The sequence below is a fragment of the Fervidicoccus sp. SLHALR4 genome, assembly GCF_058692745.1.
On record NZ_CP182483.1, the window covers coordinates 101,760 to 124,017 of the forward strand.

At 51.8% G+C, this 22,258-nt stretch carries 24 protein-coding genes and 1 tRNA gene; 14 read left to right on the forward strand and 11 right to left on the reverse strand.

Going from position 1 to position 22,258, the window contains the following annotated elements; translation table 11 throughout:
• The first annotated feature begins 123 nt into the window (after nt 1-123).
• Nucleotides 124-321 (forward strand): helix-turn-helix domain-containing protein, encoded by a 198-nt coding sequence (locus tag ACLGLO_RS00530; protein WP_492129185.1) that lies wholly within the window; start codon nt 124-126, stop codon nt 319-321.
• Nucleotides 299-1,606, forward strand: a complete 1,308-nt coding sequence (locus tag ACLGLO_RS00535) for a zinc ribbon domain-containing protein (RefSeq protein ID WP_492128473.1) — start codon at nt 299-301, stop codon at nt 1,604-1,606. The genes ACLGLO_RS00530 and ACLGLO_RS00535 overlap by 23 nt, the downstream gene beginning before the upstream one ends.
• On the opposite strand, the gene ACLGLO_RS00540 is transcribed toward ACLGLO_RS00535, so the two are convergent.
• Nucleotides 1,599-1,916, reverse strand: a complete 318-nt coding sequence (locus ACLGLO_RS00540) for a hypothetical protein (RefSeq protein ID WP_492128474.1) — start codon at nt 1,914-1,916, stop codon at nt 1,599-1,601. The two genes, ACLGLO_RS00535 and ACLGLO_RS00540, sit on opposite strands and share 8 nt — an antisense overlap.
• A gap of 288 nt (nt 1,917-2,204) precedes the next feature.
• On the opposite strand from ACLGLO_RS00540, the gene ACLGLO_RS00545 reads away from it, so the two are divergent.
• From ACLGLO_RS00545 to ACLGLO_RS00595, 11 genes are all read left to right on the forward strand, one after another.
• Nucleotides 2,205-3,419: an NAD(P)/FAD-dependent oxidoreductase gene (locus ACLGLO_RS00545; protein WP_492128475.1), complete on the forward strand. Its 1,215-nt coding sequence runs from the start codon at nt 2,205-2,207 to the stop codon at nt 3,417-3,419.
• A gap of 14 nt (nt 3,420-3,433) precedes the next feature.
• Nucleotides 3,434-3,862: a helical membrane plugin domain-containing protein gene (locus ACLGLO_RS00550; RefSeq protein WP_492128476.1), complete on the forward strand. Its 429-nt coding sequence runs from the start codon at nt 3,434-3,436 to the stop codon at nt 3,860-3,862.
• 187 nt (nt 3,863-4,049) lie between these two features.
• Nucleotides 4,050-4,124 (forward strand) — tRNA-Thr (locus ACLGLO_RS00555).
• Nucleotides 4,125-4,312: 188 nt separating this feature from the next.
• The gene (locus ACLGLO_RS00560) at nt 4,313-4,564 is read left to right on the forward strand and encodes a hypothetical protein (protein ID WP_492128477.1); all 252 of its coding nucleotides are present in this window, start codon (nt 4,313-4,315) and stop codon (nt 4,562-4,564) included.
• Entirely contained in the window at nt 4,561-6,330 is a 1,770-nt protein-coding gene (locus tag ACLGLO_RS00565; RefSeq protein ID WP_492128478.1) for a carbon starvation CstA family protein, read from the forward strand. The genes ACLGLO_RS00560 and ACLGLO_RS00565 overlap by 4 nt, the downstream gene beginning before the upstream one ends.
• Nucleotides 6,305-6,604, forward strand: coding sequence for a DUF7990 family protein (locus tag ACLGLO_RS00570; RefSeq protein ID WP_492128479.1), 300 nt, complete (start codon nt 6,305-6,307; stop codon nt 6,602-6,604). Before ACLGLO_RS00565 ends, ACLGLO_RS00570 begins: the two co-directional genes overlap by 26 nt.
• A complete protein-coding gene (locus tag ACLGLO_RS00575) occupies nt 6,567-7,526 on the forward strand; it encodes an ArsA family ATPase (RefSeq protein ID WP_492128480.1) in 960 nt (319 codons plus the stop codon). The genes ACLGLO_RS00570 and ACLGLO_RS00575 overlap by 38 nt, the downstream gene beginning before the upstream one ends.
• On the forward strand, nt 7,523-8,128 hold the full coding sequence (locus tag ACLGLO_RS00580; protein WP_492128481.1) for a hypothetical protein: 606 nt from the start codon (nt 7,523-7,525) through the stop codon (nt 8,126-8,128). Before ACLGLO_RS00575 ends, ACLGLO_RS00580 begins: the two co-directional genes overlap by 4 nt.
• 102 nt (nt 8,129-8,230) lie before the next feature.
• On the forward strand, nt 8,231-9,619 hold the full coding sequence (gene serS / locus ACLGLO_RS00585; RefSeq protein WP_492128482.1) for a serine--tRNA ligase: 1,389 nt from the start codon (nt 8,231-8,233) through the stop codon (nt 9,617-9,619).
• Entirely contained in the window at nt 9,585-10,208 is a 624-nt protein-coding gene (locus tag ACLGLO_RS00590; RefSeq protein ID WP_492128483.1) for a hypothetical protein, read from the forward strand. The genes serS and ACLGLO_RS00590 overlap by 35 nt, the downstream gene beginning before the upstream one ends.
• The gene (locus ACLGLO_RS00595; RefSeq protein WP_492128484.1) at nt 10,178-10,600 is read left to right on the forward strand and encodes an HAD family hydrolase; all 423 of its coding nucleotides are present in this window, start codon (nt 10,178-10,180) and stop codon (nt 10,598-10,600) included. The genes ACLGLO_RS00590 and ACLGLO_RS00595 overlap by 31 nt, the downstream gene beginning before the upstream one ends.
• Before the next feature lie 58 nt (nt 10,601-10,658).
• Here the strand turns inward: ACLGLO_RS00595 and ACLGLO_RS00600 are convergent, their stop codons facing one another.
• Genes ACLGLO_RS00600 through ACLGLO_RS00615 form a run of 4 tightly spaced genes read right to left on the reverse strand, consistent with a single transcriptional unit; the run spans nt 10,659 to nt 13,488 of the window.
• Nucleotides 10,659-11,168 (reverse strand): hypothetical protein, encoded by a 510-nt coding sequence (locus ACLGLO_RS00600; protein WP_492128485.1) that lies wholly within the window; start codon nt 11,166-11,168, stop codon nt 10,659-10,661.
• On the reverse strand, nt 11,169-11,969 hold the full coding sequence (locus ACLGLO_RS00605) for a triphosphoribosyl-dephospho-CoA synthase (RefSeq protein WP_492129186.1): 801 nt from the start codon (nt 11,967-11,969) through the stop codon (nt 11,169-11,171).
• On the reverse strand, nt 11,966-12,568 hold the full coding sequence (locus ACLGLO_RS00610) for a hypothetical protein (protein WP_492128486.1): 603 nt from the start codon (nt 12,566-12,568) through the stop codon (nt 11,966-11,968). Before ACLGLO_RS00610 ends, ACLGLO_RS00605 begins: the two co-directional genes overlap by 4 nt.
• Nucleotides 12,565-13,488, reverse strand: a complete 924-nt coding sequence (locus tag ACLGLO_RS00615) for a hypothetical protein (RefSeq protein ID WP_492128487.1) — start codon at nt 13,486-13,488, stop codon at nt 12,565-12,567. The genes ACLGLO_RS00610 and ACLGLO_RS00615 overlap by 4 nt, the downstream gene beginning before the upstream one ends.
• A gap of 141 nt (nt 13,489-13,629) precedes the next feature.
• Between ACLGLO_RS00615 and ACLGLO_RS00620 the strand changes: the two genes are divergently transcribed.
• On the forward strand, nt 13,630-14,457 hold the full coding sequence (locus tag ACLGLO_RS00620) for a D-aminoacyl-tRNA deacylase (RefSeq protein ID WP_492128488.1): 828 nt from the start codon (nt 13,630-13,632) through the stop codon (nt 14,455-14,457).
• A 43-nt stretch (nt 14,458-14,500) separates the two neighbouring features.
• Here ACLGLO_RS00620 and ACLGLO_RS00625 read toward each other — a convergent pair whose 3' ends face one another.
• Genes ACLGLO_RS00625 through ACLGLO_RS00650 form a run of 6 tightly spaced genes read right to left on the reverse strand, consistent with a single transcriptional unit; the run spans nt 14,501 to nt 22,210 of the window.
• Complete coding sequence (locus tag ACLGLO_RS00625) at nt 14,501-15,481, reverse strand: ABC transporter ATP-binding protein (RefSeq protein WP_492128489.1); 981 nt, start codon at nt 15,479-15,481, stop codon at nt 14,501-14,503.
• Entirely contained in the window at nt 15,478-16,473 is a 996-nt protein-coding gene (locus ACLGLO_RS00630; RefSeq protein WP_492128490.1) for an ABC transporter ATP-binding protein, read from the reverse strand. Before ACLGLO_RS00630 ends, ACLGLO_RS00625 begins: the two co-directional genes overlap by 4 nt.
• Before the next feature lie 12 nt (nt 16,474-16,485).
• On the reverse strand, nt 16,486-17,352 hold the full coding sequence (locus ACLGLO_RS00635; protein ID WP_492129187.1) for an ABC transporter permease: 867 nt from the start codon (nt 17,350-17,352) through the stop codon (nt 16,486-16,488).
• Nucleotides 17,353-17,376: 24 nt separating this feature from the next.
• Entirely contained in the window at nt 17,377-18,402 is a 1,026-nt protein-coding gene (locus tag ACLGLO_RS00640; protein ID WP_492128491.1) for an ABC transporter permease, read from the reverse strand.
• Entirely contained in the window at nt 18,399-20,141 is a 1,743-nt protein-coding gene (locus tag ACLGLO_RS00645; RefSeq protein ID WP_492128492.1) for a hydantoinase B/oxoprolinase family protein, read from the reverse strand. Before ACLGLO_RS00645 ends, ACLGLO_RS00640 begins: the two co-directional genes overlap by 4 nt.
• On the reverse strand, nt 20,138-22,210 hold the full coding sequence (locus ACLGLO_RS00650; RefSeq protein ID WP_492128493.1) for a hydantoinase/oxoprolinase family protein: 2,073 nt from the start codon (nt 22,208-22,210) through the stop codon (nt 20,138-20,140). The genes ACLGLO_RS00645 and ACLGLO_RS00650 overlap by 4 nt, the downstream gene beginning before the upstream one ends.
• Nucleotides 22,211-22,258: the final 48 nt, after the last annotated feature.

Here is a 22,258-nt window from a genome sequence, read left to right on the forward strand (position 1 = left end):
AGGAGATCCCCCCTTCCTCTGAACTACGCCTTTCTGAAACAGTTTCGCCTTTTATAGGTATTAATGATTTTTAGATAAGGTTTATATATCTCTTAGTCTATTTAGTCTATTTGATGAAGATTGGTGGAGGAAGAGCTATTACATCCAAAGGATGCCGCTAAGATGCTTGGTATATCGGTTAAGACGCTCTGGGTCTGGCAGAGGAAGGGAATTATCAGGGCTGTTAGGCTGCCGACAGGGAAGCTGAGATATCCGAAAAGCGAAGTTTTAAGAATTCTTGGCGGGATGGGAGTAAATCGTGAAGGAAGTAGCAATCCGTGAAGATGTTAGGATGTACACGGTGCCATTTGAGGACAATAGAGTTAAAGAGCTAATATCGTGGTATGTAGATGAGCTACAGGAAGCTATAGATATCATATGGAGTAACATTACTTGGAGATATGATTTTAAGAAGTATAGGAAAGGACATGCCACCAAGGTCAAGACTCCAGAGATTCCGAAAAGCAACGAGTTCAAGAAGATGATGAGAGATGAGCTATTGAAAGATAACTCATATGCTTCGCATTGGGTAGATGCTGTAATTAGAACAGCTTACAGCATAATGGATTCGTGGAAGAAGAAATACAACAAGGGAAAAGCGAAGAAAGCAAAGCCGAGGATTAAGAGGAGGTTTGCCAGATGCAAGATTACGCTGATGAGAGTAGACTATGGCAAGAGGGTTATCAGGATAACATTGAAGCCATACGAGCATATTGAAGTACCCTACGGAGAGACATGGTTCGCTAAACAGGGTAGAGTCGATGGTTGGAAGATAGGTGAAGTTATTCTAAAAGATGACAGAATACTAGTACCGTTCAAAAAATTGAAAGACTACACTATTAACAATGCAGTTGGATGGGACAGCAATGAATTAGAACTCACGGGCTTCAGCCCAAGCATTGGATTTATACATGTTGACTTAAAACCGATAATAACGACTAGAGTCATCTACCAAGAAAAGAAGGCGAAAGTGCAGGAGATAGCTTCAAGGAAGCTGAAGAGGGGAAGGCGACTTCTGGAGAAATACTCCCATAGAGAGAAAAACAAATGTAGGGATATTGAGAGAAAGATGGCTACCCAATTAACTAAAATAATCCCCAACGCTCTACATGGGTTCGAGAAGCTAAATAAAGAAAAAATGATTCTGAAGTCAGAGAACAAGAGCAAAAGCCTTAGAAAGAGAATTGCTAGAGTTAGCTGGATGAACATTATTAATGAAGTTGGGCAAAGAGCCATTACCAAGGAAGTCAACCCTAAGGACACCTCGAAGACCTGCTCTAGATGCGGGTTCGTTGTTAAAGACCTAAAAGGGCAGGTCTTCAAGTGTCCCAGATGCGGACTCACTATTGACAGACAGAAGAATGCATCCATAAACATATACCTCAGGATGCGGGGCTTTCCCCACAGCTATGAGTGGTGGGAGAAAACCGTAAAACCCCTACTCAACCGCGAGCTGTGGGTTGGGGTTGCCCTAAGAGGAGCTAAGCCAATGATATGGTCTCCAATGAAAGGAGACCTGAAGGCAATGAAGCCCAAGGCTTACATAGGCTTATCAAAGTCTATGTAAGCTTAACCCCGAAAACATCTGGTATTATCCCTCTCTCGACCAAGTTCTCATAGACCTTCCAAACCCTCTTAGCGCTCACGAACCTCGTATCGAATCCCTTTTCCCTCAGCATGTTCACTACTACCTCGGGGAATTCGTCTGGATGGATGCCTCCCTTTGAAACGAGCGACGCAGTTTTCACCGCTTCAACTATGTCCCTGCTGCTTGGAAACTGGACTTTCTCCTTCGACTTTTCCTCCCTCTCGTACCTTCTAATCTCTTCCAGAAGATCCTCCGGAATCAGCTCACTGTAGTCTATTTCATCCTTCACAGCGAATCACCATTTTGCCCTGATTTTATGCTAATAGCAGTTTAATTATTTATGTTCAGCGTCTGGAAATCTGGAAAGCTGAAATGCCAGCGGCTCCCCACGAATCTGTTTCCCGGGCATTCAAATGCACAGCTACCGATCCTTCTCTATATTCCACAGGCAAGAAGCGCGGCTCTCATGCCCAGCAGAGTTCGGGCACTGTCACCAGAATGAGAGTAAGGAACAAGCATTTTAATAGCTTTTATAAATGCTGATAATCGAAAATATATATTCACCTGGTGGTAGTTCATGGGCAAAAGGATAGTGGTGCTGGGAGGAGGCGCGGCTGGCGTAATCGCTGCCTTCAATCTCGCTGAAGCAAAGAGGAAGTACTCCCTTGATTTCGATGTAACTGTCGTTAACAGAGATGAGTGGACATACATGCCACCTCTCTGGCTGGACGTTGCTCTCGATGGTTTGCCTGTAGAGAAGACGAGGGCTCCCCTGAGGAACTTCGAGAAGTATGGAGTCAGCGTGGTTATAAAGGAAGCAACGAAGATAGACCCAAAGGAGAGGAAGGTTCTCCTCAGTGATGGAAGCAGCTTGAGCTACGATTACCTCTTCGTAACGCTTGGGTTGAGAAACGGTTGGGACGGAATACCTGGATACGATAAAGCAGGGTACCACAACTACGAACCTGAAGCAGCGGTGCAGCTCAACAAAGCTCTGAACAGCTTCAAGGGAGGGAAGGTGGTGGTAGCTGTCCCCGAGGTTCCATTCAGGTGCGGCATATACCCTATGGAGTTCTCAACGGTTCTGGGGCACTTCTTCCGCACAAGGGGGATTAAAGCGAAGATAGTCATACTCAGCCCCAGGATGCCGGAAGTAGGAGATATCTCTTGGGCCCTTGGAAAAGACATCGGCAGGCTGTGGCACAAGTACTTCGAGAAGTACGGCATCGAGATAAAGACCCACGACGGGATAGAGAAGGTTGATGATTCGGGAAAAACGGTTTCGATGAAGCTCGAGGAGGAAACTCATGATAAAAGAGCGGTCATAACGAAGCACTTCGAGGAGACCTACGACCTCCTCGTTAAGGTTCCGATGCCGAGGCCGCCTAAGGTCCTCGAGGATCCGGAATTCATCTTCGAACAGGACAGGAGGTTCGTCAAGGCGAGGGCTAAAGACTTCAGGCATCCGCAATACGACGACATATTCCTCACGGGAGAGCACTCTATGCCTCCGACAGGCCTTGGAACAGCAGGAGTCTTCGTAGATACAGCTACGTACAAGGCAGTCAGCATTCTTCTCAACGAGCTCTATGGAGTTGGGGAGCCAGCTGAAGCCCATCCGGTCGCCTGCGTTGCCTACAGTGGAGACAAGGGATTCCTTGGAGTCTGCGAAGTGGAGTTCGACGGTCAGCAGTACAGCTGGAACAAATGCTATAATGTGGCTGAGAGTTATGCAATGAGGCTGGTCAAGCGCGGATTCTACCAGGGTTGGCTAGACAAGCTCAGAGTATGAGGGGGTGGTATGAAATGGAGCAGGAATTCAGTGAAGTGGAAGTAGAAGCACTGAAGGATCTTATAGAAGTAGCGGTGGAGCTTAAGAAGTCCGGCATGCTTGGAATGCTCAAGGAGCTTCTCTCTTCAGCCGATGAAGCTATGGCAGGGCTGCAGGCGGATCCGAGCCTCCTGAGATTGGGAGTTCTGCTGGGCGCACTGCTCGAAGCATCCAGAAGGCTTGAAGGGGAGAAGGTGGAGAAGCTGAAAATGAATGCCGAAGACGCCTCATTCTGCCTTCTGAACGGCATAGCATCGACTTCCCCAGCGGAGGCCAAGAAGAGCGGCGGGCTCATGGGGCTAATGAAGGCTCTCGGAGATCCGGATGTCCAGAAAGGATTGGGCTATATCCTTGAGCTAGCAAAAAACCTGGGGGCATGCATGAGGAGCTTGGAGAGGAAGTGATCCAGAAGAACCGAGGAGGCTCGGCGAAAGCTTCGATGCAGGCTTCTTTAAAAGCTTTTTTCCGGAGCGATAAGCGCTCCAGAAAACTTCCTGTCATCTTGGACAAGGCGCTGGAGTCCTGCATCAAGCTCTTACAGAATCTTCAGCGAAAAAGTAATTAGGTAGCAGTCGAATTCTAAAGCGTGGTGCCGCGGTAGCTCAGCCCTGGTGGAGCGCTGCCCTGGTAAGGCAGAGGTCCCGGGTTCAAATCCCGGCCGCGGCTCTCATCGAGTTTTCCAAAAAAGCTGTCTCTTATTTTAAAATAAAAATTTTTATTTTAGTTAAGAAATAAAATAGACAAAAAGCATGTCGAAAATTTCTTTCCTAATAAAATATAAAAAGTAATGAAAAATTTAAATACTTTTTAAGATTTCAGTTATTTTACAAGCTCTTTTAGATAGGTGTTCCGAAATGGGTGCAAAGAACATCGCTGGAATGTTGATGACGATATTGGGAGCAATACTGCTGCTCCACGGGCTGTACATAGGATATACGAACTCTCCCAGAGGGATACCTGGAGACCAGGCGATCACATTCATAGTCGGAACATACCTGCTGATTGCTGGTCCTGGATACTGGCTGGGCGAAGTTCCGAAGGAAGTCTTGGCAAGAGTGAGGAAGGAAGCGATGGGGGCTAAAGAGAAGGAGGAGAGCAACAAATGAATGTCTGGCTACTGCTTCTCGTTGCGGCTGTTTGGTATCTGGCCTTCTACTTCACCTACGGAAGGTTCCTTCAGAAAAAGGTCGTCAGCGCTAGCGACAAAAACATTACCCCTGCTCACAAGAACTTCGATGGCATCGATTACGTTCCAGCGAACAAATATGTTCTATACGGCCACCACGTGGGGGCAATAGCGGGGACCGGACCGATCGCGGGTCCTACCATGGCGATGGCCTGGGGCTGGCTCCCTGCTTTCCTCTGGATCCTTCTGGCGAATGCTGTGATAGGTGCTGTCCACGATTACTTAGCGCTCATGTCATCGGTTAGGTATGAATCCAAGACCATCGGTACAGTAGCCGGAAAGGTGCTGTCCGACAGGATCAAGTACATCTTCCTCTGGTTCATGCTGTTCTCGCTGATCCTCATAATAGCAGCTTTCGTAATATTCGATGTCAACGTGTTCATGACAAGACCACAGGTTGCTACAGCAATAATGCTCTTCATGCCGATTGCCATAATTGTGGGAGTCCTGATATACAAGGCAAACTTAAAGCTCCCCTATGCCGTGGTGATTGGGCTTCTGCTGATAATAGGAGCTATTTACGTGGGATACCACATTCCACTGGTAATAAAGGACTACAACACCTGGGTAACACTGCTTCTCATATTTGGATGGCTCGCTGGATGGCTTCCGCTCTGGTACCTCCTGCAGCCTAGGGACTTCCTAAACGTCTACATAATGTGGGGAGGGATCATAATTGGTGCAGTAGCTTTAATAGTCTCAATGGCCACCATACAGATCCCTGCCGTAACCTCGCTGACGCAGCCTCTCGTAGGATACAAGCCTTCGCCTGTCTGGCCCGTAATAGTCCTCGTAATAGCTTGCGGTGCCCTCTCCGGTTTCCACAGTCTAGTCGCCTCGGGAACAACAGCTAGGCAGCTCAACAGCGAGCTCGATGCTCTCATGATAGGGTACGGAGGAATGTTCACTGAAGGGCTCGTAGCCCTCGTAGTAGCTTTCAGCGTTGCCAGCACTCTCCCCCAAAGCTTCCAGATGCTGGCCTCGAGCACTAATTGGCCTGCTGGAGTGGACAAGAACCCGTACACGTTCGTTGTTGCCAACACCCTCGGGGCCTTCACCCAGGGATACGGGATCGTCGTCCACAACGCTTTCGGAATCGATATCGTGTATGGAGCGATATTTGCCGGCCTCTGGTTCGCAACCTTCGACTTCGCTGTGCTGGACACGGCAAACAGGCTTGCTAGGTTTACCTGGATGGAAATCATTGAGCCTTTGAAAAGCAGAACGCCAACGCTTCACAAGATCCTCAACAACAGGTACTTAGCCTCGCTGATCCCCATATTGATCGGAGGAAGCCTCGCTTACACTGGATCTATATCATACGTTTGGCCTGCCTTCTCTGGAGCTAACCAGCTGCTGGCAGCGCTTGCCCTCATAACGACTTCATCGTGGGTCTACTACGTCCTAAGAAAGCCCATGAAGGTTGCCATAGGCATATTCACACCAGCCTTCTTCCTTTGGCTCACGGTGACGTTGGCGCTTGGCTGGTACCTTTATGAGGTTGCCTACCCAACCTTCACAAAGGGCCTGGCGACCCACAACGTCTCAACGATGTACATGGGACTTGCCTTGACAGTGATAGTTGCTATATTGATATTGCTGGACCTGATGCTGATGGGAGAGTTCTTAAATGTGGCCCTGAAACGGAGGAAGAAAGAGGTTGTCACTGAAGCACCACCTTCTTAAAATAAAAGGTTTTTTTAACTCCCTTTTCCATATTAGTAGCGAATACTTCAAGTACCAGTCCATCAGCTCCCTCGAGGGAGAATATTCGGAAATGCTCAATCTCTTCTCTCTTCTCATTTTTGGGAGCTTCGTAGGCCTCCCTTCTCCTCCAACCTCAGTAGCCATGAGAGTTCTCCCATATTCGCTCGAAGAGCTCGTTCACTTGGTTGGAAAGAGCAAGAGAATAGACGATCAGCTTGGAGATCTCTTCGACATCCTCAACATGGAGGACTGAGAAAGCCTTGGACTTCGATCTCCTCAGAGATGTGAAAGGTGTTATCCTGGTAACGGGAAAGGGAGGCGTGGGGAAGACGACGTTTTCCTCCATCCTCTCTCTAGCCTTGAGCACCATGGGGAAAGAGGTTCTAGCGGTCTCAATTGATCCGGCCCATCATCTGGGGGATGTTTTCGGAACTGAGATCGGCGATGAAGAGAAAGTTTTGGTGGAGAGGCTGAAGGCCAGAGAGGCTGATGCTGATGCCCTCGTTGCCTCCTATCTCTCCAGGTACACCGAGCTTATGGGCGGGTTGTACAAATCAGCGAATGTGCTCAATATAGACAAATATTTTGAAACACTGAAGTATGCTCCAGGCATAGAGGATGAGGCTCTCTTCGATTTCCTCATGTCGCTGTTCAGGAGAGAGGAGGAAGCTATAATAGTAGACACACCCCCCTCAGGTCCGACTTTGAGGATCCTCAACATTCCCTGGGTAGAGGAGGTTTGGCTGGACCAGCTCATAGACCTGAGGAGCAAAATAGCTGGACTGAAAGAAGCTATAGAATCTGTCAAGGCCGGCAAAAAAGTGAAGATAGATGATAGGATACTGGTGGAGCTCGTAAAGATGAGAGAAGAAGTGCGGGAAGAGATCAGAAACCTGACCGACCCAAACAAGTTCAGCGTCTACGTGGTTACGACTCCGGAGAAGCTCCCAATCCTAGACTTGAAGCGGCTGGTTCCGGAGCTGAACAGGAGGAAAATCGCAGTGAAGGGAATCGTCATGAACAGGTTAAAAAATGAGGATGGTACTACTCTGCAAGAATTGAGGGAGGAGTTCCCCGAAACTCCAATTTTCCTGATGCCTCATCTCAGCGAACAGGAGCTGATTGGAATGGAAAACATCAAAAAGCTGATAGACAAGGTGAGGGTCATACAATGAGCACGGAAACAGCAGCACTGATCGTTCTGATAGCTCTCGCACTTGCCATGCCGGCAGTTTTCTTCAGGGAGCACAACAGAAACGTGAAGAAGATGAAGGAGATAGGAGACGGGCTCGAGAAGATACTGAATCCGAAGGACAAGGTATACACTTTGCTCGGCACATCGCTCGGATTCAGAGCTCTCTACAAGATAGACAGGGGGATCTACAAGCGTGCTGAAGCGGTGCTCATTCTGCTTCCTCGGCACTCCCTCATATACTATCCAATTTCCAAAATAACTTCGAAGCATGATAAAATCATATTCAAAATTGAATATGCGCAGAACTTGGACCTCTCACCAAGCACGATCGAGAGGAAGAGGAAGTTCTGCAGTGATAAGACGGAGAATGTATTGCTGGGTAGAGAGAAGTTCGTTGGATGCGGGAAGGATGTGAGCAAGCTCGCGAAGATGGCGGGGTCATTGAGGAAACCAGAAAACCTCCTGAGGCTGAGCTACGAAAATAAAATACTGTTCGTCGAATTCAAATCGGCTGCGACAGAAGTGCTCTCGGACATACAGAACATCCTTTCCATAGCTTCCTCAATGATAGCACGCAGTTGAACTTGAAAAACTCTGCTAATTCATGCTTCGAGAGAATGAAAAGCTGAGTTGATGACCTTATATAGGGTATTTACTCTTTTATCGTTGTGAGGAGAGGAGCTCATGCCCAAATGGACTGTCATAGAGCTCATAAGGAGCTCTCCGGAAAAATACATTGAGATGGTTAGGAAGAGAGGTCTGAACCCCTCCATAGTCAGCGAAGCCATAGAAGCGGACAGAAGGTACAGAGAGCTGATGAGGGAAGTTGAACAATTGAGGAGGGAGCACAATCTGCTGAGCAGAAGCATCTCGAAGGCCAAAGATGAGGAGGAGAAGAGGGCGCTACTCCTGAAAGCCAAGGAGCTAGAAGATGCTGTCGCCTCAAAGGAGAAGGAGCTCGCAGGAGCGGAAGCGATGTGGAAGGAGACAATGAAGAAGCTGCCAAACATTCTGGCAGATGATGTTCCTGAAGGGTACTCAGATGAGGAGAACGTTCCTGTCAAGTTCTGGGGAAAGCCGAAGGTCATGAAGAGGAATCTTGAGGAATTCCTCGGGCAGACGAAGAAGTGGGGCTTCGATGTCGAGTATGAGCTCATCGAGGACAGGGAGCTCATTGGGCATGCGGACATGCTCGAGAAGGTTCTCAGAATGGGAGACACTCTTCAGGCAGCAAGGGTCGCTGGTTCGAGGTTCTACTACCTCATAGGAGATATTGTGTGGCTGGACTTCGCCATAAGCCTCTATGCGCTGGATGTGCTGACGAAAAAGGGGTACACCCCGGTCATCCCACCCTATATGCTTAGGACGGAAGTGCTCGAGGGGGCAATAGACTACTCTTCTTTCAAGGACATGATATACAAAATAGAGGGAGAGGACCTCAATTTGATAGGCACTGCAGAGCACCCCCTCATGGCTCTAGCATATGAAAATCCCCTCAGGGAGCAGGACCTCCCCCTGAAGCTGGTCGGATGGAGCCCATGCTTCAGGAAGGAGGCTGGAGCTGGAAACAGGGACATTAAGGGCATCTTCCGCGTCCACCAGTTCCACAAGATCGAGCAGTTCGTCTTCGCCCACCCGAGCGACAGCTGGAAGCACCTTGACGAAATGGTGAGCAACACAGAAGAAATCCTCAGGGGATTGGGCCTCCCATACAGAGTGGTCAACGTTGTGAGCGGAGAGCTGGGGCTCCCTGCCGCGAAGAAATACGACATAGAGGTCTGGTATCCAGCTCAGGGCAAGTACAGGGAGATAGCGAGCATAAGCCAGGTGCTCGACTGGCAGGCATTCAGGGCGAACCTGACTTATCTGAGGGCTTCAGATGGGAAGAGGGAGTACCTGCATACCCTCAACGGGACTGGAATTCCCACTTCTAGAGCGATAACAGCCATCCTCGAAAACTTCCAGGAGCCCGATGGGAGGGTCATAATACCGAAAGTGCTGAGGAGGTACCTTGAAGCAGCTGAAAAGGCTCCCGTCGATGAGCTCAGACCGAGAGAGAAGCCCAGTCCTTGAAGAAGGGGAAGGGCCCGTCATAGCGGGAATAGATCTCTCTTTGAAGAAGAGGACTTCTCTCTGCATCTACCCCTGGGGAAAGAGCGCATTTGATCTGGAGAGGGTGCAGAGCGCAGATGAGATCGTTCCCAATCTCATCTCGGTGGTCGGGAAGGGGCGTTCAATAATTATCGTTGTAGATGCTCCTCTTTCCTTCGATCCCGAAGAAAAGTTCAGAGATCTGGACAGGCTTGCCGCTTCTCTGGGCTGCAGGCTCCTCCCGGTCTCTTTCAGAGGGATGAGAGAGCTTGCTTCAGCAGGAAAGAGGCTTTCCGAAAGCCTGAAAAAGGAGCTCAAGAACGCTGTGATCGTTGAGACCCACCCGCACTGCTCAGCTCTGCTCATGGGTTTTTCAAGCACTGAGGAAATGGTGCAGAAGGTCCTCGGGATCTCTCTGCGCGGAGATGATGCAGATGCTGCAGTGTGCTGCATTGTTGGAATAATGATCGCCCTGGGAGGAGTGGTGGAAATTGCAGATGAGCAGAGCTCCGATATATTCGTCATTCCAGAGGTGAAAAGATGGGGGAGTGCGTATACATTTTCGATGTAGATGGTGTGCTTCTCGAAAAGAAGGGATCTGTCGGTTCTGAAGAAAGCGTGTCAAGGAAAACGCCTGGAATGCTGGTGCTCGAAGACAGGGCAAGGAAGGGGAAAATCATTGTGCTTTCCGGGAGGAGTACCTCGGAGAGGAGGAAGATCGTGGAGGAGCTTGCTCGGAGGGGGCTCGATCCAGGTTTGGTGGAGAGATTCATCTTCAGAGACGAGGATAGCAATCCGAGGGAGTGGAAGCTCAAGGCTATAGAGGAGATTGCTGAGGAGAGAGAGGTGTGCGAGGTTCATGAGGACGATGAGGAGATGCTGTGGAAGCTGTTGAGGAACCCTCTGTTCAGAAAAGCTGAGCTCTTCGTCTACGTGGATATGCTTCCTCGCCGTTTTCCCTAAGGGGTTGAAAGCGGTTCTTCAGTGCGGAGCTCAAGGCTTTAAGACCGCGGATCTGCCTTCATTTGATGAGCTTCCACTTCTTCTCTTTAACATCGAAAAATATGAGCCCGGCTCTCAGCATCTCGCTGAATAGCTCTCTGAGATCCCCGAACTTCTCTCCCGCAGCATTGGGATCGCTCTCTCCCGTTTCCTCGAGCATTTTAAGGAACTCCTCGAACTTTCTGGGGTGCACAATGTAGGTGTCGCTGCTTCCCCTTATTTCGAGGGCTCCCATTCCCTTCAGCCTCTCTATTATCGCCCTCCTATTCCTGCTCTTTGAGAGATCAGTGCTTTCCTTCAAGAAGCCCTTTACCTTAAGCAGCTCAAGCGCTTCCTCCATCTCCTCTATCCCCTTCTTCCCCACACTAGTTGCTCTGCTCTCCTTCATTTCGCTTATGGCTTCCTCGATTCTCTCGAGCCTCTTCTCGATTCTCTCCAGCCTCTCCTGAATATCAGCGAGGATCTCGAGCACCCCCTGCTGCTCCTCCTCCCTCTTTTCAATGAAGTCCTTCAGGGATCTCTTGGACATCTATCTCTCTCCTCCTGAGCATTTCAGAAAGTAGTAGAAGAGCACTAATGTTGCAACATCTGAAATCGAGCCGAGGGATTTTTCGGCTTTCCCGCGGCAGCACTCCTGTTGAGCTTTCTCGGCAGCTTCAAGACCATCCCTCCTGTAGACGAGGTAGTCAACGTAGAAGCAACAGATCCTCCTGAAGATGGAATCTATATCGCGAGACCGAGGGATTCTGCAGGAAAGGACCTCGAGAAGATCCTTGTAGAGCTTCCGCGAGAAGGGGAACCCCCTCGTCGCTTCGCAGGAAACTGGGTCGTGAGGATTGAGCCTGAGGATGATGCTCAGCCTTCCTTCAGCTAAATCCGAGGATATGGGAGGAGTGAGCGAAGGGATCAGCGAGGATGAGAACCTTCCAATGAACCTTGGGATTGAAGCCGAGATCGCTTCAAGATAGTTCCTCGGCTCCATCGTCTCCAGCAGGCTTATCGCTCCCTCAGCAGCAGCATCTGGATCCAGCGATCTCATTCTGAGAGCCCCGTAGGCATTCAGGTACAGGAGGAATATCTCTCCGAAGGCCAGGTTTGTCCCGAATCTCCTCATCTGCTCTTTTATCAGATACAGGAACCTGGTGCCGCTTCCATCCTCAGCCAATGCTTCATCTACTATCCTCTCTCCGAATTCGTAGCCGAGAACTATGTAGTCCTGGAGGGTTTTGTCCGGATGATCCATCGTCCTGGAGACGTTGCCGCCAACCCCCCAGCCTGTCGGCTCAAGCATTATCGCAAGAGAGGCAGCTCTTGCAATTGCTTTCCTCATCTCCTCCAATTTCCCCTCACCCTCTCCTCAGCCTCTTCGAGGAGCTCGAAGATCTCCTTGCTATCGGTGACCCTCCTGAGCCTTCTCTTCAGGGTTGCCAGGAGCTCCTCCCTCTCCTCTCTGTCCCCAAAATTTAGCCTGCTGAGCTCTATCAGGATTTCCGCTACCAGCCCAGTAGCCCTCGTCAGGGGGAAGAATGAGCTCTCATCGACCCATTCTTCGCCGAGCCTCAGGAGCATCTTGGCTGGGCTTCCCTCTTCATAGCTCTCTAGCTTTGCCCTCACAACGAGGTGGGCCTCCTCTATCCTCGGGGGAAAGAGGTCCCAGCGGACAGATATCCCTTCACCTGTAAAAGCTCTGAGGAGGGCTTCTGGAGAGTGGGTGAAGTTCAGAAAGATGGGCTCGCCATCGAGCTCTCTTCTGGAGAGTAGAGTATGCAGCCTGCTCCCTTCATAAGCTTTCGCCTCCCCGAGGTCTTCGGAGACGAGCTTCACCCCAAGAAAGGCCGGCCTGACGCCGAGAGGCCTTGAAACAGCGAGGGATTCAACATAGCTTCCTATCATCTCAGCCCTCCACCGCCCTCTGCTCGAGAGCTTCACTCGAACCGCCTCTCTTCATCCACTGGAATAGCGAAGTGCTCCGCCCTCCACAGATAGACAGCTTCCCTGGTTGAGCCTTCTTCCTCCACTATTTCCCTCTCTCCTGCTACAAGGGCCCTCTCCCCCTCGGAGAAGAGCTCGCAGAACCTCCCCCTATCTGAATACACGGTGATCTCCTCTCCGGTTGAGAGGTCCTTCGCCTCGTAACTGCATGGATAGAGGTACCCCATTCTAGCATCGGTGATCTCCACGACCTTCTTCACCTCGCCTGCCTTGATCACCCTCCTGCGGCACTCAACAGGGCTGTCCGGGTGAGCAGGAACGAGCCTTATGTAAACATCGAATCCCATGAACTTCCCCTGCAGCCTCTTCCTCGCCTCCCTTTCAACAAGCTTTTCGGCAAAGGCTCTCTGACCTCTATTCTCGAGAAGCTTCATGGCCTCGTCAAGCGTGTATCGTTCCAGAATTCTTTCCTCTCCAAGAACCTCATATGCCCGTATGCTGCTCTCCTTCCCGTAAACTACTACGTCTATATCGCTCGTCTGCTTTCCCAGGAGCAGTCCTCCTGTCACCCCAACATCTTCGCTTCCAATCTCTTTCCTCAGAATCCTCAGGAGCTCCTCAGCAGCCTCGGATATCCTTCCTTTCTTCAAAGACGGCCCCTGCCTCGGATCGAGAACTGCCTCGAATTCCTCTCTCTCGAGGAGGGGGACTTTCCTGCCGTAGCATTCGGCGTACGCGATCGTTCCAGGAGCTAATTCCTCAGCGATCTCAACTGCAGCTTCGGGCTCCTTCACAACAGCATACCCGCTTTCTCCGATAAGGTACCTGGGAAGGGCAAGCACCCTGCCTGAGACTGTGTAGTATCCCCTGACCATCCAGTACGCATTACCGAGCTTTCCTATGAAGCCTTCTATCATTGCTTCCTACCAGCATCAGTGCAGAGCTGAAGCTCCTAGCTCTAATATTTCTGCATCTAAGAGGAAAAACTTTTTCTGGATCCATCCCTGAGTAGGCTCTTTTGTCTCTCTGCAGAAAAACCTTAAATTCCTAAGTCTGCTATGAAGCTGAAGCTGAGGGAAAAGAGGTTCGGTGTGGAGCAGATGAGGATCCTATATGTCTACAGCACGAAGGATATAGCTGGTTCGGGGATAGCGGAAAAGCTCAGCAAGATGGTTGGGGAGGAAAAGATCAGGGGTTTTCCCCAGAGCGTCGTTGAGTTCGAGTTTCTCAACGAACTTGAAGGGTTCGATGCCTTTCTGGTCCTCTCCAAGCACAGGAGCGAGACCGAGATACCCTGCCTCACCGTCCACTCCACCGGAAATCTGCTAAAGCAGGCTCTGCTTGGCGGGAGAGAGGAGGAGGTTTCAATCAGCTTCCCGAGGCTCAACGGGTTCCTCCTTAAGAAGCTCAAGGAAAAGGTCGATTCAAGAGGCTTGAGCGGAGAGCTCAAGGTCTCCTACGAGGCCACTCACCACGGTCCAACAGGCGTTGCGAAGCCCCTGTCATTCATAGAGATCGGGAGCAGTGAGGATATGTGGAGGAGGGAGGATCTGCATCATTTGGTTGCTGAGGTCGTTTACGAGGCCGACCAACTGCTCCAGGAGGACTCCCTCCCAGAATGTGAGGGGGCGGTAGGGTTTGGAGGCGGCCACTACAGCGAGAGGTTCTCCGAGCTGACTTTCAGCGGTTCCGCGTGCTTCGGGCACATCGTCCCCAGATATGCCATCAAAGAGGGGATCAGCGAGAAAGTCTTGGAGCAGGTCCTCGAAAAGAACTACGAGGGGATTTCCTCTGTATATATGGAGAAGAAGGCAGGAAACCGTGAATTCAGAGAGGCTGTCGAGAGGGCAGCGGGAGAGAGGGGGATCGAGGTCCGAAGACTTTGATCGGGAAAGAGCAACAGTCAATTGAATGATGGAGCGTAAAGTGCTAAGCGGCCCCTGAGTCCCTTATATTCTTCCAGAAGTGGCAGGAGACCTTCCTTGAGCTTCCTGCTTCCTCCATCGGAGGCTCCGCAGTTCTGCATATTTCCTTTGCGAAGGGGCACCTCGTGTTGAAGCGGCATCCCCGCGGGGGGTTCACTGCGCTCGGTATTTCGCCCCTTGGCTCTATGCCTTTCGGCTTCAGCTTTTCCTCCTCATCGGTCAGTGTTGGTATTGAGGACAAGAGCATCATTGTGTAGGGGTGCAGGGGGCTTCTGAAGAAGCTCTCCGCTTCCGCTATCTCGTATATTTTGCCTAAGTACATGATCGCAACTTCATCCGCGACGTTTCTCATGAGGCTCAAGTCGTGCGTTATGAATATGTAGGTGAGCCCCATCTCCCTCTGCAGCTTCATGAGCGTGTTTATTATCTTGGCCTGAACGCTCACATCGAGGGCGCTTGTCGGCTCGTCCAGTATCATGAGATCGGGCTCGCTCGCCAAGGCTCTTGCTATAGCTACGAGCTGCCTCTCTCCCCCTCCAAGATCTCTGGGGTATCTGTGCATGAAATCTGGAGGTATCTGCACTCTCTCGAGGAGCTCCCTCACCCTCATCCTCATCTCATCATACCGAACAATCCTCATGTGGATCTTCAGTGGAAGGGAGACGATCTCCTCTATCGTCTGCTTTGGATTCAGGCTTGTGCTCGGGTCCTGAAACACCATACCGATCCTCTTCTTCACCGAGAGGGGCCTCTTGCTGGTTTCTACGCTTATATCAATGCCGTCGAACAGGATCTTCCCCTTTGTTGGAGCGTATATCCCAGCTATTAAGTGTCCCGTCGTGCTCTTACCTGAGCCGCTCTCCCCAACGAGGCCGAACGTCTTGCCCTTGAGCACTGTGAAGGAGACGTCATCCACAGCGTGGACTATTCCCTTCGACGTCTTGAAGTGCTTGGTGAGCGACTCAATCCTGAGGATCTCTCTCATTCATTCTCACCGCCTTCTTGGTATAGATAGCAGGCCACCCTGTGCGAGGGCTCAACTTCGATCATCTTTGGAATCTTGAAGCGGCAGACCGGCATGGCTCTGGGGCACCTCGGGTGGAACCTGCATCCAGGAGGTGGTGAGCTGTAGTCCGGGACTCTCCCGGGGATCCCCTCCGCTATCCCTCCTCCTGTCAGCTTTGGAGCGCTCGCCAGCAACATCTTAGTGTAGGGGTGGAGGGGGTTCCCGAAGACGTCCTCTGCCCTCCCCTCCTCCACTATCGCTCCAGCATACATGACATACACCCTGTCGACCATCTTCCTTACGGCTCCCAGCGCATGAGAGACCAAGACCGCTGAAAGCCCCTTCTCCCTCACTATCCTGCTTATCAGCTTCAGAATCTGGTCCTGTATGGTTACGTCCAAGTTCGTTGTCGGCTCATCAGCAAGGAGGAGCTCGCTGGCGCTTGCGAGGGCCATGGCTATCATGACCCTCTGCCTCATCCCTCCGCTCAGCTGAAAGGGATAGCTGTTCAGGATCCTCTCAGGCTCAGGGAGCATCACCTGCTTCAGCAGCTCTTCAGCCTCTTCCTTCACCTCCTTCATGCTCACTCCATTCCCCTCCTCTTCGTGCTTCGCCTTTATTATGTCGAAGAGCTGCTCTCCTATCCTGAATACCGGATTCAGAGCTGCCGTTGGATCTTGAAATATCATAGAGATCTTCGTCCTCCTCAGCCTCGCGATCTCTCTTTTGCTCATCTTTAGTATGCTCTTTGAGCTGTAAACTATGTCTCCTCCTTCAATGATGGCATTCGGGGGGAGTATCCTGAGAATTGATTTGAGGGTAGTGGTCTTTCCGCACCCGCTTTCACCCACTATTCCTACTTTCTCCCCCCTCTTAACAGACATGGTGACCCCGTTGAGGACGTGGTAGCGTATCCCATAGACGTTGTACGATACGTGAAGGCCGCCTATCTGGAGCAGGTTTTCAGACAAAGCAGATCCACCTCAGTCGCTGGAAAGAGCATCCCTTATTCCGTCTCCCAGGAGGTTGAAGCCGAGTATGATGTACACGATCGCTCCAGCTGGGAAGACTGTGACCCACCAGTAGTATGGGAGGTACTTCGCGCCCTCCGCAACCATTGTGCCGAGGTCGGGAGTTGGCGGCTGGGCTCCTAGGCCAAGAAAGCTCAAGCTGGCACCTATCAATATGACCCACCCAACGTCGAGGGTGACCTTGGTCAGAATGCTTCCCATTATATTCGGAAATATCTCTCTGAACAGGATGTGCCTGAGGTTCGCTCCTATCAGTTGAGCTGCCTTTATGAATGGTTCATTAACTATGGAGCTTGTCGAGCTGTATGCCAACCTCGTGTACCACGGCCACCACATAAGGGTAACGGCCATCATGGAGTTTACCAGGTTGGGCGAGAGGACGCTCGCTATTGCCAGAGCCAGTATGAGAGGGGGCACTCCGAGGAAGATGTCGGTGAGCCTCATTATAGCTGTTTCTATCTTTGTATCTCTGTAGTATCCAGCAATCATGCCGAGAAGGGTACCAGGAGCAACCACGATGCTCAGCACGACCACAGCGAGGAGGAGGCTGTAGCGGAAGCCGTATATGGTTCTGCTGAGCACGTCCCTGCCGTAGCCGTCTGTTCCGAACGGGTGCTGGAGGCTGGGCGGCTGAAATGCCTGGCTGAAGTTCATGTACAGCCCAACGCTCTCCGGATACGGTATTATGTAAGGAGCGAAGATAGCCCCGAAGACAACGGTGAGGACTATGGCAAGTCCCAGGAGAGAGAGGGGGTTGCTCTTGAACTTGTACCACCTCCTCCTGAGCTCCTCCCTCCTCTCTTGGGGAAGCCTGCGCATGAGAAAGTCCAGGGGACGCACCGCTCACTTCCCTCCGACGGAAAAGCGGATCCTGGGATCAAGATAAGCGACGACCAGATCGACGATCAGGTTTATAACTGCGAAGGTCAGGCCAACCATCATGACGACTCCGACGATTCCGTTCAGATCCTTTCTCAGCATAACATCAACTCCGTACCTGGAAAATCCCGGCCAGTTGAATATGGTCTCCACGAGGAAGGCATTTGCCAGGGTTCCTGCAATATCCAGACCGAACACTGAGACAGTTGGTATGAGGCTGGGCTTCAGCAGGTACTTGAACATTATCTTTCTCTCCGATATTCCGTGGCTCTCCATATTGAGGATGAACTCCTTCTGGGAGTTCTCAACGATGCTGGTTCTGGTGATCCTGGCCTCCTGCCCCATCATTCCGAGGGCCAGAGCGGTGCTCGGGAGTAGGAGGTGCTTGAGTGCATCAATGAAGGCCGAAAAGTTTCCTGTTATGAGCGAGTCAATGGTCACGAGCCCGGTTATCGTGGGGGGAGGAGATACGCCCTCTGAGAGCCTTCCGTAGGCAGGAAGCAGGTTAAGATAGTAGGAGAATATCAGCTGCAGGAAAATTGCGAAGACGAAGCTCGGGACAGCGACGCTCACATATGAGAGGATCCTCGTCAAGTGGTCTATCATCTTACCGGCATGCCTCCCTGCCAGGACTCCGAGAGTTATTGCGCCAGCCGCATCGAATATCGCCGCGTAAATGACGAGCTCCAGTGTTGCGGGGAAGAACTCCTTTATGTCCTGGGACACATCCCTGTAGGTGTAGAGGGACTGTCCAAGCTTCCCAGCAAGAGCATCCTTCAGCCAGTAAACATACTGGATCAGGTACGGCTGATCGAGGTGCAGCTGCTTCCTGAGGGCCTCTACCGCCTCCTGGCTGGCCCTCGGTCCAAGAGCGAGCCTCGCTGGATCGCCGGGGAGCACTCTCGAGATGAAGAAGATGAGGATGGAGAGGCCGAACAGCACGAATGCAAGGCTGAGGATCCTCTTAGTTATGTACCTCGCCCAGGTCAATCTCCACCCCTTTCCCTCATGCTCTTTCTGAGAGAGGCTGTTGCCTCGAAGTCGACTTCAAGCGTTCTCGGATCGAGAACTACCCCGTATATGTCTCTCGCCTGCTGCAGGGTGATGTACTCGTTCCTGACATCCCACGCCACAAGCTTTGGATCTCTATCCAGCGGATCCCCCCATCCTCCTCCTCCGCCGCTCCTCAAGCTCACAACATCACCCTTCAGCATCTCGTAGTTTGCAATCCTCCTGACCTTCATTTCTCCCCCGTCTCTCTTCAATATCACTGCATAGTTGGGAGTGCCCTGCCTCCCTCCGTTCACCCCCCATGGAGGGAACTTGCTCCTCCCGATCGATAGAGTCAGATATGCTCTGGAGGTGAGGACTCTGTAGTCCTTCCTGACGCCGAAGCCTCCCCTGAACTTGCCGTGTCCAGTTCCGTCTGCTACGTTCAGCTCGAACCTATCAACCATTATCGGGTGCCTCCTCTCGTAGACTTCATTGCTCGCTATGTAAGTCTCCCCATCTCCGCAGGCAACGAGGCCGCTCTCTCCATCTCCTCCCTCCCATCCACCCCATCCCCCCGGCTGCGGCTCTACTATAGCGAAGGGCTCTCCCGTCCTGTCGTCCGTTCCTCCGAGGATTGTCGCAAGGATAGAGAGGAAGTGCCCTGCGGAGAGCCTCTGAGGTACATGGGGGGCAAGGGCTTTCCAGACGAGGTCCGTGGCATAGGCCATGCTCTCCCAATATGTAGAGGTTGGGGCAGGAGGGAGAGGGTTGAATATTGTCCCCTCTGGGGCTATGACCCTGACAGGCCTGAAGAACCCTCCGTTTGGCTCGGCGTGGGGATCGGTCACAGCCATATAGGTCTCCCTGACTGCGGAAACGGTCGCGGGGAATGGGCTGTTTATCGATCCCCTTACCTGCGGGCTGCTTCCAGTGAAGTCTGCTGTGAAGGAATCATCCTCTATCGTCACTTTAACTCTCACGTAGACCTCGCTGTTTCCGAAGCCGTCATCGTCGATGTAGTCTTCAGCCTCAAATGTCCCCTTCGGCAGCTCCCTCAGCCTCAGCCTAGCTGCCTTCTCCCCGTCCTCGATCACCTTTTCCATGGCCCTCTTCACAGCATCTAGGCCGTACTTCTCGATGAGAGTTCTCACCCTCCTTGCTGCGACCTTCATGCTGGCTATCTGAGCCTCCATGTCTCCTTTGGTCAGCCTGGGAAGCCTGTTGTTGGCGAGAATGAGGTCGAGCACATCCCTGTTGGGCTTCCCTTCGCTGTAGATCTTTATAGCCGGAAGCAGGATTCCCTCCTGGAAGATTTCGGTGCTGTCGCTCGTCCAGCTGCCGAAGTGCATCCCTCCAACTTCGCTCCAGTGCCCCTTGTTCAGAATGATCGCGACCAGCTCATCCCTGTAGAAAACAGGCATCGCCAGAGCCACGTCGTTAAGGTGGGTGCCGGAGGTGTACGGAACGTTGCTTGCTATGATGTCGCCCTCTCTGAGCTCGTTTCCGAACTTGCTCATGACTTCCTTAGCTACAAAGTCGAGGACTCCCGAGAATCCCGGGACTCCGGGAGCCTGAGCTACCAGCTCCCCCCTTCCATCGGCTATTCCAACAGCATAGTCGAGCACCTCGTATATCACAGGGCTCATGGCTGTCCTTCCGAAAGCGTAGAACATCTCCTCTGCTGCCACGACGAGGTTCCTCTTCAGTATTTCAAGCGTGAAGGGATCTGAGCTCATCTGCTCCACCTCGCTATCAAGTTGCCGTACTTGTCCTTGATGAGGTTCATCCCCTCAAGCAGGAGCATGGTGGATGTGGGGTCCTCAACTATCGCTGGACCCTCGATCCTCCTGCCTGCGGGGATTAGGGGCTTCGAGAAGACGGGAATCCTCTCCTTCTTCCCATCCATGAAAACATCCCTCTTCCCCACAAGAGAGTTTTCGATGGAAGAGGGGCCTCCCTCCGCGCTCTCCGAGAGCTGAACCTTCTTGACAACAGCGTATCCAGTTGCGTGGAAGTTCACTATTTCCACGGGATTGTCAGGAAGGCTGAATTCGTACTCCTTCCTGTGAGCCTCGTGGAATATTGATCTGATCTTTTCAACTTCCTCCCTCCCGATCCTGCTGAAGGGAACTTGAACTTTCACTGTGTGCTCCTGCCCATAGTACCTCAGATCGGCATACCTCACCAAAACCACTTCTCTGCCGGCGAGCCCCTCTTTCTCAAATATCTCCATTATCCTGCTTTCCAGCTCAGCGAAGTTCTCCTCGATCTTCTGCGCCTCTCCCTCCTCCAAACGGACAATGTCCGTCTTTATGGCATCGTGCCTGATGTCTGTGGCCAGAAGCCCCCATGCTGAGAAAACCCCCGGAGGCACGGCGGGAACAACTACGCTCCTCATCTCCAGCTCTCTCGCTATGAATGGCGCAAACAGAGGGCCGGATCCCCCATATGCTATCAGAGAGAACTCCCTGGGATCGTAGCCCTTCTGTATGCTGATGATCCTAATTATGCTCGAAGCGTTCTCGTTGGCTATCCTTATCACCCCCCAGGCGGCCTCCTCAGGAGTGATCTTGTAATAGGAAGAGATCTTCTCCACTGCCTTCAGCGCCGCTTCCCTGCTTATTTTGAGCTCCCCCGCCAAGAGGTGTTGAGGATTCAAGATCCCAGCAACGACATAGGCATCTGTCACAGTAGGCTCTGTTCCCCCCTTCATGTAGCATGCTGGGCCAGGAGAAGCTCCGGCTGCCTTCGGACCGACCCTCAGGCTCCCCACCTCATCTATCCACGCGATGCTCGTCCCGCCGCTACCTATCTCCACCGTCTCAACGACAGGGACCTTTATGGGGTACCCCGACCTCCACCTGTCCCTCTCTACGTAGTAATCCGTCGTGACCTTTGGAGTGAGGTTCTCCACGAGGCTGGCCTTTGTTGTGGTGCTCCCTCCATCAAGTGCTATGATGTTCCTCTCTCCAATCAGCTTGGCTATTTGGAGGGCTCCTATGACTCCAGCAACAGGTCCCGACTCCACGCTGTAGATCGGGTACTCCGCAACGTAACTGAAAGTGGCCATTCCCCCATTGCTCAGCATGGCGAAGCTCGTCCCCTTGAAGCCTCTCTCGACCAGAGCCTTCTCGAGCTTCTCCAAATAGCTCCTCATCTTCGGCTTTACATAGGCATTGAGAACTGCTGTTGAAGTTCTCTCGTACTCCCTCCACTCCCTCGTTATCTCGTGACTCGCAGTGATGCTCAGATCGGGGTGCTTCCTCCTTATGATTTCTGCTGCCTCCCTCTCGTGGGATGGGTTGGCATACGAATTGAAGAATGATATGGCTAGGGAGGAGACTCCCTGCTCAACGAGGAAGTTGACCTCTCTCTCGAGCTCCTCCTGGTTCAGGGGAACGAGCTCAGAACCATCGCTCAGGATCCTCTCGGTCACTTCCCTCCTAAGATACCTAGGAACGAATGGTTCGGGCTTCCTGTACTGAAAGTTGTACATGTCCCTTCTGTTGGACCTCTGGAGCTCGAGGACGTCTCTAAATCCCTTCGTCGTTATGAGCCCTACCTTCGCCCCGCTCCTCGTGAGGATTGTGTTTATGACAAGGGTCTGCCCGTGTATGAAAGCATAGCAGCTCTTGAGGTCAATGCCGCTCTTTTCCAGGGCATTGATTACTCCTTCCGAAGGATCCCATGGAGTTGTTTCGACCTTCTTCCATACGAGCTCCCCCGTCTCCTCGTTATATGCAACGAGATCTGTGAAAGCCCCGCCGATGTCTATTCCTATCCTCACGGCCCTCCGATCGGTCAATTCTCTCTCCCCGGAAAGTGGTTGAGAAAAGAGTGGGATAGAAGTCTT